9 protein-coding genes are annotated in these 13,727 nt (G+C 64.5%); 6 read left to right on the top strand and 3 right to left on the bottom strand.

From position 1 onward, the window contains the following. Nucleotides 1–515 precede the first annotated feature (515 nt). The 5 genes from ACFVSJ_RS16150 (at nucleotide 516) to ACFVSJ_RS16130 (ending at nucleotide 9,368) form a co-directional block, all read left to right on the top strand. A complete protein-coding gene (locus tag ACFVSJ_RS16150; protein ID WP_387437935.1) occupies nucleotides 516–3,560 on the top strand; it encodes a glycoside hydrolase domain-containing protein in 3,045 nt (1,014 codons plus the stop codon). Between the two features lies 1 nt (nucleotide 3,561). Next, nucleotides 3,562–5,493, top strand: coding sequence for a DUF5107 domain-containing protein (locus ACFVSJ_RS16145; RefSeq protein ID WP_387437934.1), 1,932 nt, complete (start codon nucleotides 3,562–3,564; stop codon nucleotides 5,491–5,493). 60 nt (nucleotides 5,494–5,553) lie between these two features. Then, a complete protein-coding gene (locus tag ACFVSJ_RS16140; RefSeq protein WP_387437933.1) occupies nucleotides 5,554–7,782 on the top strand; it encodes an McrB family protein in 2,229 nt (742 codons plus the stop codon). 97 nt (nucleotides 7,783–7,879) lie between these two features. Then, on the top strand, nucleotides 7,880–9,088 hold the full coding sequence (locus tag ACFVSJ_RS16135; protein WP_387438120.1) for a restriction endonuclease: 1,209 nt from the start codon (nucleotides 7,880–7,882) through the stop codon (nucleotides 9,086–9,088). A gap of 34 nt (nucleotides 9,089–9,122) precedes the next feature. Further along, nucleotides 9,123–9,368, top strand: a complete 246-nt coding sequence (locus ACFVSJ_RS16130) for a PLDc N-terminal domain-containing protein (protein ID WP_387437932.1) — start codon at nucleotides 9,123–9,125, stop codon at nucleotides 9,366–9,368. Between the two features lie 6 nt (nucleotides 9,369–9,374). Here ACFVSJ_RS16130 and ACFVSJ_RS16125 read toward each other — a convergent pair whose 3' ends face one another. Further along, nucleotides 9,375–11,045 (bottom strand): sensor histidine kinase, encoded by a 1,671-nt coding sequence (locus ACFVSJ_RS16125; protein WP_387437930.1) that lies wholly within the window; start codon nucleotides 11,043–11,045, stop codon nucleotides 9,375–9,377. Nucleotides 11,046–11,145: 100 nt separating this feature from the next. On the opposite strand from ACFVSJ_RS16125, the gene ACFVSJ_RS16120 reads away from it, so the two are divergent. Next, nucleotides 11,146–11,886 carry a response regulator transcription factor gene (locus tag ACFVSJ_RS16120; RefSeq protein WP_387437929.1) on the top strand — a complete coding sequence of 247 codons (741 nt, stop codon included), beginning with the start codon at nucleotides 11,146–11,148 and terminating at the stop codon, nucleotides 11,884–11,886. 40 nt (nucleotides 11,887–11,926) lie between these two features. On the opposite strand, the gene fdxA is transcribed toward ACFVSJ_RS16120, so the two are convergent. Both fdxA and ACFVSJ_RS16110 read right to left on the bottom strand, forming a co-directional pair. Beyond that, nucleotides 11,927–12,241: a ferredoxin gene (fdxA, locus tag ACFVSJ_RS16115; RefSeq protein ID WP_387437927.1), complete on the bottom strand. Its 315-nt coding sequence runs from the start codon at nucleotides 12,239–12,241 to the stop codon at nucleotides 11,927–11,929. Nucleotides 12,242–12,247: 6 nt separating this feature from the next. Beyond that, nucleotides 12,248–13,711, bottom strand: coding sequence for an aldehyde dehydrogenase family protein (locus tag ACFVSJ_RS16110; protein ID WP_387437925.1), 1,464 nt, complete (start codon nucleotides 13,709–13,711; stop codon nucleotides 12,248–12,250). Between the last annotated feature and the right edge of the window lie 16 nt (nucleotides 13,712–13,727).

Below are 13,727 nucleotides of genomic sequence, written 5' to 3'. Positions count from 1 at the left end.
ACACTCGATTGCGACGGTCCGGCCTAGGGTCTTGTTTTCGTTCCCTGACTGCGTGGAGATCCGGGATCTTCCATTCACAAACTTAGTGGCATGGAGTTCCTGAGATGGCGGAACCAGGTGCTGACGGTATAGAACCTTGCGCAAATCCAAGAGGGTCTGCAAAGCGTTCCGCCAACGCACGGGATTGCATTCAATCCACCCGTACACGATAAGTCCAGACTCGACTGAGCCGGAATCGTCTACGTACAGCATGCGTGTGAGTGTCATACTCATGCACTTTCTGGGATTAGTCGGACACAGGTGTGGGTGGCAGGTACGGCTTGTTCGCTTTGTACGTGTGGGCACACCGTGGGAAGTGACGGTCCGCAGACCAGATTTATCCACTGACAGAACTGCTCAATCCCACTCATCGCGTATCGCAATACCCTTTACAGTCTCCGAGAAATGCCGCGATGATGTAAGGATTCACCAGCTCGGTGAATCCGCCCCGAAAGCTACCCTCAGGAGCCTCAGCGATGCCGCTGCCCGAGCCGCTCACACCGGCCATCACACGTTCTGCCCACCCCGGAACAACCACCCAAAACACACGATCCGGCCGCGCCGGACAAGAGCCACCAAGCGAGCAGCCCCAAGAAACAAAAGCCGCCACAGGACACCCTGACGTCGAGTGTCGAATCGGAACATGGGACAAACTCCTTTACGGCAACCATCGCTTCGTTGTGGAGGTGCCGCACGATGGCCTGGGCAAGAACAGGCGTGTGACCATTCCGTGGCGTCGGCAAGACCAGGACCCCGCCGGCGTCGAAGTCATCGTCGTCTCTGACGCATCCGGCGGGAGAACCGCGAACGTCATCGTCGAGGAAGCCACACAGGAGTCCGGCGCGCTGATTTTCGAGGCCATCGACGGCCCCGGAACCTACTTCATCTACTACCTGCCGTACGCGATGCTGGGCAAGGCCCACTATCCGCAGGCGCAGTACCTCCCGCGCAGGCCGGCTGCGGAACCGGCGTGGGCTGCCGCCGTCGTGGACTCGCCGTGGGCGAGCGAGCAAGGACAGCCGCCCGGCGCGCGGGTTCTCCGCTATGAGGCGGCCAGCGAGCGCGACTCGTTCGCACCCATGAACTTCACTGCAACGTCAGCGGAACTGGACCGACTTCACGCCGATCACCCCGGCGAGACATTCCTCCTGTTTCCCGAGGACCGGCTCAATCCCATCTCCTTGCGGGAGACGTTGCCGGCGCATTGGGCCATCAACGGCCCGGCGGGCGGATTCCGCGGAACAGCAGAGCCGGGCGAGGACTACGTGGTCCAAGTCGGTGTGTACGCCCTGCAAGACCTCAGCGACGTCACGGTTGAGGTAGCCAACGGCCATTGCATCAACACGCAAGGAACGGACCGTCTGGGCAAGCCCCTGCGGAAGACCTTGAGCATCAGCGCGGGCACGGTGCAGGCTCTCTACGTGGTGCTTCCGGTTCCGGCCCACGCAGCGCGGACCAAGGTCACGGCGGATATCACGGTCCGAACGGGCGACGGCGCAACCCAAGGGGTGAACTTGGTGCTGGACGTCAAAGAGCCATCTGAGGCAAGCAACGATCCACGTTTGCTCCGGCGGCTTGCCTGGCTCGACTCAACCATCGCCCAGGACGCCGAACTCGTGGCGCCCTTCACTGCGGTCACCGTCGATGAACACGGCAACACTCTCGGCATCCTGGGCCGCATGGTGCAATTGGCCGACTCAGGCCTGCCGGAGCAGGTGACGTCCACGTTCACCGCAGCCGTGACCGGAACTGACGGTCCCGCCGTCGGGCTTTTCAACCAGCCGATGAGGTTCCAGATGGAAAACACGGACTGGACCTACGGCCCGATCGACTACACAGTGGAAGGCCCGGGGAGGGTCGCGTGGACGTGCCAGTGGGCCGGCCACGCCAAGGGAAACACGGTGTCGACGCTGGAGTTGAAGGGCGTGCTCGACGCCGATGGGGCAGTTTCGTACTCGCTGCGGCTCACGCCGTTGAAGACGGTGGACGTGCCCGACGTCGGGCTGCACCTGGGGTTCGAGGAGGCTGCGGTTCCGCTCGCCATGGGTTTGGGCGTCCCGGGTGGTCGGCGACCCACGGAACTCAATTGGTCGTGGGACGTTGCGTTGAAGAACCAGGATTCGCTGTGGCTTGGCGGCGTCAACGCGGGCATTCAATTGGCCCTCCGGGATTCGAACTACGAGCGGCCGCTGAACACGAACTTCTACCTCGAGAAGCCGCTGCGGGAGCCCAGTTCCTGGGGAACCGGGGGAGTGACGCTCCGAACAGCAGACGAGGCCGTGACCCTGAAGGCCTCTAGCGGTCCCCGTACCCTGCACGCCGGGCAAACCCTGGACTTCGACTTCCTCCTGCTCCTGACTCCGTTCAAACCGATCGAACCCGGCAAGCACTTGTCCAAGAGGTACTTCCACGAGCCGGCAGACCCGGTGCTGATAAAGGGGGCGGGTGCCACCGTGGTGAACATCCACCATGCCACCGCTCCGGGCCCGTACATCAACGATCCCCTCCTGACCGAAAGTACCCTGCGCAGCTACATTGCCGCATGCCACCAGCACGGCCTCAAAGCCAAGATCTACAACACCGTCCGCGAGCTGACGTTCCACAGCCCCGAGTTGTTGCCGATGCTCCAGCTGGACCATGAGGTCTTCAGCGACGGACCAGGCAAAGGCCACATCTGGCTGCAGGAGCACGCCGGATGCGGGTATGTGTCCGCATGGTTCGCTCCGAACGTGGAGGACATCGCAGTTGTCACCACGGGTGGCTCGCGGTTGGAGAACTTCTACGTCCGTAGCCTTGCCGAATTGTCCAAGGGCGGGGATGGCATCGACGGGATCTACCTGGATGACATCGCCTATGACCGGCACGCGATGCTGCGGGTGCGGAAGGTGCTGGAGCGGGGCTGCCGGGACCGGGGAGTGGATGGCCCGGAGATCGACCTGCATTCGGCCAACCAGTTCACTGCCCATGACGGGTACGCGTCCTCCGCCAACTTGTACATGGAGCAGTTGCCCTATGTGGACAGGCTCTGGCTCGGTGAGTACTTCGACTATGAAGGAACCGACCCCGACTACTGGTTGGTGGAGCTTTCCGGCATACCGTTCGGCCTCATGGGCGAGATGCTGGAAGGCGGCGGCAATCCTTGGCGCGGCATGGTGTTCGGCATGACCGGACGGGCCCCGAGGGTGGACAACCGCCCGTTGTGGGATATCTGGGGCCGGACCGACCTTGAGCACATGGAAATGGTGGGCCATTGGGACCCGAAGGCCCCAGTGCGGACAAGCCATCCGGACATCCTTGCCACCACCTGGTTGAAGGATGACAGGGCAGTGGTGGCGCTGGCTTCCTGGGCCGAGGAGACTGTGGACGTGCAGTTGATTTTCGACGCCGGACTTGCCCACCTTGCGTCCGCAGCCGTGGAAGCGCCGGTCATTGACGGCTTCCAATCCGCCGCCAGCCACCAGCCCGGCGCCACCATCACCGTTGAGCCGAACCGCGGGCTCCTCCTCACGATTGGATACTGACGTGGCAACACCATCCAACCTCACAGTGACCACCCTGACTCTGACCATGGCCGACCTGGGCTCGCTGAACCCCTTGCCTGTGGTGGCGTCTGAACTGGACCAGCCGTACACCGTGGGCGAGGGCATCCCCGAGGAACTGCAGGCGTCCGCCAGATACGGCCTGGTGCCCACCGTGTATCCGTACCTCATGCAGGACGGCTATAGCCGGGAGGCGGCACCCCAAGAGCTGCCCGCCGTCGTGCTTGAAAACAGCAAGCTGCGCGCCACGGTGCTGCCGTCGCTGGGCGGCAGGATCTGGGAGTTGTTCGACAAGGCCACCGGCAAGCAACTGCTGCACACGCATGGGTCGCCGCAGCTTGCCAACATTGCGTTGCGCAAGGCATGGTTTGCGGGCGGTCTGGAGTGGAACATCGGCACACGCGGCCATTCGCCTACCAGCTGCGATCCGCTCCACACAGCGATCGTCCACACGCCGGACGGCAAGCACGTCCTGCGTATGTGGGAGTTCGAACGGCTCCGTGAAGTGGTGTTCCAAGTGGACATCTGGCTGCCGGAGGATTCGGCGGTATTGTTCGCCGCCGTCCGGATCCGGAACCCCAATGACCACGACGTTCCCATGTATTGGTGGAGCAACGCCGCGATCCCGGAGACGGCAAGGACCCGCGTGATCGCGCCCGCCGACGAGGCTTTCGGCAGCGACTACGCCACTGACATCACCCGCGTCCGGCCCACGGCGCACGAAGGCTACGACGGCACGTGGCTGGTCAACAGCCCGCACGCGGCCGACTTCTTCTTCGACATCGATCCGGCCGAGCGCCGTTGGGTGGTGGCGGCTGACAACGACGGCGACGGGCTGGCGATGCTCTCCACAGGCCTCTTGCGGGGGAAGAAGCTTTTCGTCTGGGGCCAAGGGCAGGGCGGCAAACGGTGGCAGGAGTGGCTGAGCCCGGGTGCGGGGCCCTACGCGGAAATCCAAGCCGGCCTGGCACAGACCCAGTTCGAACACCTGGTGATGCCGGCCGGTGCCGTGTGGTCTTGGGTTGAGGCCTACGGCAATGGTCACCTTGACCCGGGCATTTCGCACGGCCAAGACTGGGACGCAGCCGTGGAGCACGCTGGCCAGCGGCTGGAGACCCTGCTGCCGCACGAGGACCTGGAGGCGATGCTTCCCGCCGCGGTCAGCAATGCCGACGTTCCGCCGTCGAAAATGCTGCTGACCGGCAGCGGCTGGGGAGTGTTGGAACGCGCCCGGCGGCGTCATTCGGGGCGGCAATGGGTTGACGAAAGCGGAACTCCGTTCGTCAGTGAGAGCGTCACGGCCGACCACGAACCGTGGCTCGGGCTGCTGAAGGGACAACCGTTCGACGGCGCACCCTCCTTTGTTGCCGGCACCGACTGGGAAGAGGTGCTTGAGGCGGCAGAGAATCCTGAGGCTGGATTCCATCTGGCCACCATGCGGCATGCCCGGCAGGACCTGGCGGCCGCCAAGGATTGGTACAAGCGGACGCTTGCTGCCGAGGGCGTCCACAGGCGCACCAAAGCCCTGGCGCACCGGGGTTTGGGCTTGGCTTTGCTCGCGGAGGGAAAGGACGAGGAAGGTCTCGCCGAGCTGCGGAACGGTGTTGAAACGGACTCAACTGCTGCCGCACTGCTCGTCGAAGCCGTGACCCTGAGCATCCGGCACGGTGATCCCACCATGGCGCTGGATTTGGCGGAGTCGGCACCCAAGGACGGAGCCGCCGTCGGACGTTTGACGTTTCTCAGGGCGCTCGCGCTCGCCCGCGGAGGGCACGGAGCCGAGGCCGCGGCGATCCTCCGCGAGGGCGTTGAGATCCCGGATTTGCGGGAAGGCGAGGACGCCATTGCAGAGCTGTGGGAGGAGGTGTGCCCTGGCGAGGCGGTACCGGCGGCCTACCAGTTTGGGATGCATTAAAAGCTGAACAAAGCCTGTGGAAATCCAGATGCCGACTTAAAGCAAACAAGGTAAGTTGGCATGGTGACCCCCTCCGTGATGCCTGCCATTGACCGCGCCCCCGGAATCTCCAAGGAGATCGAGGACGCGGCGTGGTATGTGCTCAGTCCGGCCCTCCACGGCAAGCCGTCGGCCCTGGATGGGAGGACGCTGACGTGGACGGCGGACGCAGCGCGCGAGCTGCTGGAACGGCTGGAACGGGGCGTGGCGGATTCCAAGGCGCCCATGATGACCAACCTTCGGCAGAACCTCGAGGGTGCCTCGCGCGAGGCCAAGCTGCTGGCCGTTGAACTGCTGTTCCTGCAATCGCTTCCGCTGGCCCACGAGGTCAAGTCGCTCCGGGTCAAGCGCGCCCGCGTTGCCGAGGCTGCCTCGTGGGTTGAGCCGGCAGTTGAGTTGCCGGAAGAGCTCTACGAAGGCATGACGGACCACGGCGTGATCCGGGACCGCACGGCGGAATTCAACTGGACCATTTGGGACCACCTGGGTTGGCTGTGCCGCTTCGTGGAGCACGTGGACAGCCAAAGCACGGCAACCATCGGCGAAGCCTTATCCAGCCCCTTGAAGTTCCACGAGTTGGCGGTCGGAACGCCGGAGGACCAGCCCGCCCTCCGCCGCAGCATCGAGTACTTGGTATGGCCCAGCTACTTCGAACCTGTGGTGGCCGATGTGGAGCGGCGGGAAATCCGTGACGCGTTCGCCTCATTGGTGGGCGGCGCCAACGGCGATACCGAGGAAGACATCACCGCGGATATCCACCGGATCCGGCTCCACCTGGATGAGCAGGCGGGCCAGCGGATTGACTGGTACGCGCGCCAATTGGTGAGCCAGTGGCGGAAGGTGGGAGATCCCGGCCGCCGGTCCTGGCTGCTGCGTACCCATCATGACAATGCCGATCTGCTGGCCGGATGGCTGGGCGAGGAGAAGGCCACGCTGGACGTAGAGCACTTGCGTCCGCTGGCCGCAGGAGTCACCGCGGGCGTGGTCCAGCATGCCGTGGACGAGGATTGCAAGCACCTGGGCTACGTGGAGCGCGAGGACACCAAGACCGCTGTCTTCGCCTTCCTCACGGTCATGAAGCCCGGAGACCTCACGCTGTACCAGAACGGTGGACGCGTGCGCGTCGGTGTGGTCCTCGGTGAGCCCGATGAAGATAACCGCCGTATCCGCCGCAAGGTGCGCTGGTTCGACGACAGCTATGCCATCACCGAGCTGCCCCGCCACGCACAGCGTCAGCTGTCCACGCCGGGCATCATCGTTGACGTGACCCGGGTCATCCAGGCGCTGCAGGAACTGCTCCCGGTGGAAGCCGAAACCGATGGCGAGGATGAAGCGCCGCCCACTGTCGCCGTCGAGATTGTCCAGCAAGGATTCCGCCCCCTGACGGAAGAGTTCGCGGCCTCGCTGCACATGGACCTTGAACCGCTCAAGGAAATCGCCGAACTCCTTGAGGAGAACCGGCAGCTGGTCCTCTATGGGCCGCCCGGAACCGGCAAGACCTACCTTGCCAAGCACCTCGCCGCCGAGCTCGCGGGAGACAGCACGGACGAACGCGTGAAGCTGGTCCAGTTCCATCCCTCATACGCCTACGAGGATTTCTTCGAGGGCTACCGTCCGGACAAGACCGACGACGGCCAAGTCTCGTTCAAGCTCGTCGCCGGACCGCTGCGCAGGCTCGCCGAGGAAGCTGCCAAGCCCGAAAACGCGCACAAGCCGTACTTCCTGATCATCGATGAAATGAACCGCGCCAACTTGGCCAAGGTCTTCGGTGAGCTGTACTTCCTGCTCGAATACCGGGATGACCGCATCTACCTGCAGTACAGTCCCAACGAGCCCTTCAGCCTGCCGGACAACCTGTTCATCATCGGCACCATGAACACCGCTGACCGCTCCATCGCCATGATGGACGCCGCCATCCGCCGCCGCTTTGCGTTCATTGAGCTCCACCCCAACGTAGAGCCGGTGCGCGGATCGCTGCGACGCTTCCTCGAAGCCCGGGGACTGGATACCCTCAACGCGGACCTCCTGGACGCCCTCAACGCGGCCATCGACGATTGGGACCGGGACCTCATGATCGGTCCGTCGTATTTCATGAAGAACGCCGCCCAGAACCCGACGGGCCTGCGCCGGATCTGGAAGTACGAGCTCATGCCTCTCCTGGAGGAGCACTACCACGGCCAGCTGAACCGTGCGCAGTTGGAAGAACGCTTCGGCCTGGACCAGTTGCTGGGACGACTTGCGGCCCGCTAAGGCCATCCCGCCCCGCCCGGGGCGGCCGCCTTCCAACGCCGGTCCGTCGACGCCGGGCCGGGCGGCCGGAAAGACTGCCGGCACACGCCACATCGTCATGGACGAGCTCTCCCGCGGCGTGGTGGACAAACTCGACCCCGAGTCCGCGGCGTTTATCAATGCCAGTGGACTGGCCAAGACTTCCCCTATGGGCATGGGCCTCTACCGGATCGAACCGGCAGGCAAGGTCGGCTCCTTGCGGACGGCAACTGTGCAGCTCGAGGTGCGGCCGAAGGACCGCCTGGGCCTGAACCGGCTCCTGTTCCTACTGAGCTACGCGGGCGACCAGGGCTTCGGCAACCATTCCGTGGAAGCCGTGGAACACCCGGATTTGTGGAGCGCGCTCGCCGAGTCCCTGGCACAGTTGGCCGACCGTGCGCTCAGCCGGGGGGTCCTCCAGGGATACCTCACCGTGGACGAGTCACTACGGACCGTGAAGGGCCGAATCCGGATCTCGGACCAGATCTCGCGTCGCCCGGGCATGTTGGTGCCGCTGGAAGTGTCCTATGACGAGTTCACCGAGGACATTGCCGAGAACCGGATCCTCCGCGCTGCCCTGGAGCGCATGGGGAAGGTTCCCGGCGTCCGCGCGGATGTCTTGAGCCGCCTGCGGCAGCTCAAGGGAAAGTTCGACGCCGTTACCCGCCTTCAGTCCGGGGCGCCCCTGCCGCAGTGGAAAGCAAGCAGGATGAACCTGAGATACCACGCTGTGCTGCGCCTGGCGGAGGTGATCCTGCGCAACGCTTCCGCCGAGGCCGGCGAGGGCAAGCAACAAACGGCGTCCTTCGTGGTGGACATGGCCGAGGTGTTCGAGAACTTCGTGGGCACCGCCCTGCGCCAGGCCATGAGCGCCCACCCGGGAGAAATGCGCCTGCAATACGGAGCCTTGCTCAACGAGGCCGTCCGGGACACGGATCGCTTGACTGTCAGACCGGATGCCGCGCATTTCCTTGGCGGGCGTCCCGTAGTGGTGTACGACTCCAAGTACACTGCGGCGGGGGATGCGGGTGCCTCGCTCAACGCCGACCACTACCAATTGCTGGCGTACTGCACCGCACTGCGGGTTCCCACGGCGTGGCTCGTGTATGCCGGGCAAGGGGAGATGAAGCTGCGGCGGATACTCAATACGGACATCGACATCGTGGAATACCCCCTGGACCTGTCCTTGCCGCCGCAGGACATCCTGGCCGCCGTCAGGGACTTGGCCGAGCAATCCTGGGGCGAAGTGGTACGGCAGGCCGTGGCGGGCCGCGGAACCGAAGACTAGCCTGAGAAGTACACGTTCGGCGGATGGAGGCATGATGGCCCGTAAGAAAACTTGGCGCGATATGAGCACAGGCCAACGCGTCATGGTGATGATCAGTGGTGCGGTGAACCTGGCGTTGTTGATCGCCGCGCAGCGGAGTCTGGCCAGGACACCGGAGGAGCAAATCCGGGGCAATAAGGTCGTCTGGCGTGCTGCGTCGTTCATCAACTTCTTTGGTCCCGTGAGCTACTTCCTCTTTGGCCGCCGTCGTGATGCCGGCGTGGTGACCACCAAACGCTAGGAGCGGCTACGCCGGAACTTTGACGGTAAACGTAGTTCCGCGACCCGGTTCGCTTTCCAGTTCGATGGTTCCCCCGTGGGCTTCCACGATTGCCTTGCTGATGGGAAGCCCCAGGCCCACGCCCGGGATGGCGCTGTTGCGGACACCGCCGGCCCGGAAGAACTTGGTGAACACTTCGGACTGCTCTTCTTCGGTCATGCCCATGCCCGTGTCCGAAACCCGGCAGAAGACGTAATCCGCGTCCTCCCACGCCGCCACCACCACATCGCCGCCGTCGGGGGAGTACTTGATGGCGTTCGAGACGAGGTTATCCAGCACCTGGGACATCCGGGAGGAATCCACCCGTGCTTCCAGTGCGGACGGTACGTCGATGGACAACCGGATGCCCGCCTTCGCGGCGCGGGGTTCGGCCGAGGTGACGCTGCTGCGTACCAGTTCCACCACGTCGACGGCGTGGGGCTGGATGGCGATCTGGCCGGACCGCACGGACAGCAGGTCGGAGACCAAGGTGAGCAGTCGTTCGGCGTTGCGGCGCACGATGTCCAGCTGCATCCGGTACTTCGGATCGAGGCCGTGGGGATCGTCCAGGATCAGTTCCACGTAGCCGAGGATGGACGTCAACGGCGTGCGGAATTCGTGGGACACGTTGGCCACGAAGTCGTCCTTGGCCGCCAAGGCGTTGACCAGTTCGGTGACGTCGTTGAACACCACCACCGAGCCCGCGAATTTTCCGGCGTCGTCCACCATTGGCCTGGCGCTCGCGGTGAAGGCGCGCTGATCCGGCCCACTGCCAAGCCACACGAGCTGGTCCGTGAAGCGTTCGCCCAGGACGGCGCGGCGCACGGGACGCCGGTCGGCCGGCAAGGGCGTGCTGCGGTCCGTGTCGAAGACCAGCAGTTCGGATTCGTTGGGGTCGGGGTTGCCCGGCGGCGTTGCCAGGCTGTGGCTTTGGCGCTGGCGCCGGTTCATGAGAATGTCATGGCCGTCTCCGTCGACGGCTACGACGCCGAGCGGGAGGGCCTCCATGACGGTGTTGAGGAGCCGTTCCTGCTTGGTACTTGCCTCCAGCGCCTGTTTGAGTGCCTCGTCCTTTTCCTCCATGGCCCGTTGCTGCCGCATCATGCTCAGTGTAAGGACGCTGACGGAGACGCCGATTCCCACAATCAGGATGGGGAACAGGAGAGGTTTTGTGAGGCTCTGCTCGGTGACGGCGCCACGAAGAAAGAGCGGCACCCACACGATGCCTAGAGGCCCAATAAAGGAAAGGGCGATAGCCAGGCGGGGGTACAAACCTGAGGCACAAAGCCAGATGACCGGCAGGACCACCAGGACGCTGAGGCCTGTGAGGGCTTCCTGCCCTCCTTCGCGGCCGAAGGCGATGGAGACCATGTCCAGGATGGGGATGGCCAGGAAAGTCGGGAACGGCAGGCGGTGCCACGGTACAAGGATGCAGAACGCCAGCAGGAGTGCCTGGCTGAGCAGGAAGATCAGGAAGAGCGGATTTTCCAAGGTGTCCGGGAAGAACAGCCACACGAGGATGGCCGAAAGGCAGACACAAACGGACAACGGCAGCTGGCTCAGTACAACGCGCATGCGCAGTGTGTGCTCGTGGAAAGAGCGTCGAAAGACGAGCAGTTTCTTCTTCCCGCCGAGGTCCCAGATGCTCGGGTTGGTCATGGCGCAACCCGCGGGGAGGTGGAAGAAAGTCTGTTCATGAGATCAGCCTAACCATAATGGTTATACTTCGAAGGGTTATCTAGGGGGCTGAGGGGCAGCGATGAGTGAAGTGCGTGTGGGGCTGGTTATCGAGGACGACCAGGATATTCGGGAATTGGTGCGGGTGGTTCTTTCCCAGGCCGGGTTTGACGTCCATGTAGCCTCCACTGGCTCGGCCGGTGTTTCCTCCGCACGCGAACTCAACCCTGACGTCATTACGTTGGATCTCGGACTTCCCGACATTGACGGTTTCGAAGTCGCCCGCCAGATCCGCAAGACGTCGGATGCCTACATCATCATGCTCACTGCCCGCGCCGAGGAGCTTGATACCCTGATGGGCCTTGAGGCCGGTGGCGACGATTACCTCACCAAGCCGTTCCGGCCCCGCGAATTGCGCGCACGGGTGGAGGCCATGATGCGGAGGCCGCGTTCGTCGTCGGACTCCAAGGCCGCTGCCGAAGAGGCGGATCCCGAGGTGAGCCACAACGGACTGGCTGTTTCCGCAGGGTCCCGGACCGCCGTCCTGAACGGCACTGAGTTGAAGCTGACGCGCACGGAGTTCGACCTCCTGGTTGCCTTGCTGGAGACCGGCAGGATCGTGCGGACCAAGGCAGACCTTGCCCGTCGCCTCCGCAACGAGCCGTACGACGTCGGCAGTTACGTCAGCGACGCCGACGAGCGCGCCGTCGAGGTCCACATGGGCAACCTGCGCAAGAAGTTGGGCGACAGCATCCAGAGCCCCCGCTGGCTGGAAACGGTCCGCGGCGTGGGCTACCGCCTGGCACCGGCATCCACGAACTAAGCCCACCCCTGGTAGAGACGGACTTGGGTGAGGGGCGGAGTTACGGGATGGTGGCGGGGGTTCGCTCCGGCTCCGCGGCGTTCACGGGGTGGTCTGTGTCCGGCCGGGAGCGGCCAGGGCCGTCGTCGAAGAATTCCGCGTTGGCCCTGACGTAGTCGGCCCATTCATCCGGGACATCCTCGGAGAAGTAGATTGCCTCCACGGGACACACAGGATCGCATGCCCCGCAATCCACGCATTCGGACGGGTGGATGTAGAGGGAACGCGCGCCCTCGTAAATGCAATCGACGGGGCACTCGTTGATGCAGGCCTTGTCTTTCACATCCACGCAGGGCTGCGCGATCACGTAGCTCATGGCCTGCTACACGCCCGTGTAGACGGTTTTGCCCCAGGTGAAGAAGTCCAGTGCCGAGCGTCCCTGCTCGCGGAACGTGTTGGTGGAGGAGTCCTTCACACCGCCGAACGGGACGTTGAGGTCCAGGCCTGCGGTGGGCCGGTTCACTTTGACAACACCAGCCTGCGCGCGTGCGGCGAAGTCCGTGGCGAGGGCCAGTGAATCCGTGCAGATGCCCGCGGTGAGTCCGTAGCGGGAGTGGTTGATGGCAGCCAGGCCGGCCTCGTAATCGGGCACTTCGAGCACAGCCAGCACGGGACCAAAGATCTCTTCGGTCACGGCGGCGTCGTCGAACGGCAGGTCGGTGAGCACCGCGGCCGGGAAGAAGAGCGCGCCGGTGGGGTCGCCGTCGTACTGTCCGTGCAGGAGCGTCGCCCCGCGTTCGACGGCGGTACGCACCGCTGCCTGGTCCTGCTCGAATTGCTGCCTGCTCACCACGGCACCCATCCGGGCTTCGGAGAGACCATCGCCAGGGGTGCACGTCGCGGCCTCTGCTACGAGGGCATCCAGGAATGCCGAACGGATCCCAGGGGTGACGTAGACACGCGACGTCGCCGTGCATGCCTGGCCGGTGAGTCCGAAAGCACCGGCCGCCACCACCTGGGCTGCCTTGCGCGGATCGGCGTCGTCCAGCACCAGGACGCCGTTCTTGCCGCCCATCTCGAGTTGCACGCGGGCACGCCGGGCATTGAGGATTTCCTGCAGCGCGAGGCCCACGTTGGTGGAACCGGTGAAGGACAGGCCCGCGATACGCGGATCGCGGGCCAGGGCGTCGCCAACAATGCGGCCCTTGCCGTGGACGACGTTGAACACGCCGGCGGGCAGTCCGGCGTCCTGCAGGGCACGGGCAAGGTGCGTTGCGGACAGGGGAGTGAGCTCCGCCGGCTTGATCACCACGGTGTTGCCGCTGATCAGCGCCGGGGCGGTCTTCCAGGCCGGGATGGCGATGGGGAAGTTCCACGGGGTGATGAGGCCAACCACGCCCAAGGGTTCGCGGCGGGTGGTGATGGTGGTGTCCGGGAGGCCGCTTGGCAGGACCTCGCCCGTTGCCGCCCAGCCGAGCGAGCCGAAGAAGCGAAGCACGTCGGAGGCCCGCTTGACCTCGCCCTTCGCCTCGGCCAGGGTCTTGCCTTCCTCGCGGACCAGGTCCTCGGCGATGGCAGCCTGGCGTTCGATCAGCAGGTTCCCGGCAGCGAGGAGGATGGCTCCGCGGGAAGGGGCCGGGAGGGAGGCCCACGCAGGCTGTGCGGCGGCGGCAGCGGTGATGGCCGAATCCACGTCCTCTACGGTGCCGCTGGGGGACAGGGCCGCGAGCTCGCCGGGACGGGCCGGATTCATCCGTTCGGTTCCGGCCTCGCCAAGCCATTGGCCGTTGATGAGGTGCTGGGCCGTGAGGGTGGTGACTGTGGTGTCGAAAGCTGTGGAAGTCATGAGGGTTCCTTAGAGA

It is taken from the genome of Paenarthrobacter sp. NPDC058040 (assembly GCF_042885775.1).
Lineage (GTDB): Bacteria > Actinomycetota > Actinomycetes > Actinomycetales > Micrococcaceae > Arthrobacter.
This window is presented reverse-complemented; position numbering and strand designations above follow the sequence as displayed.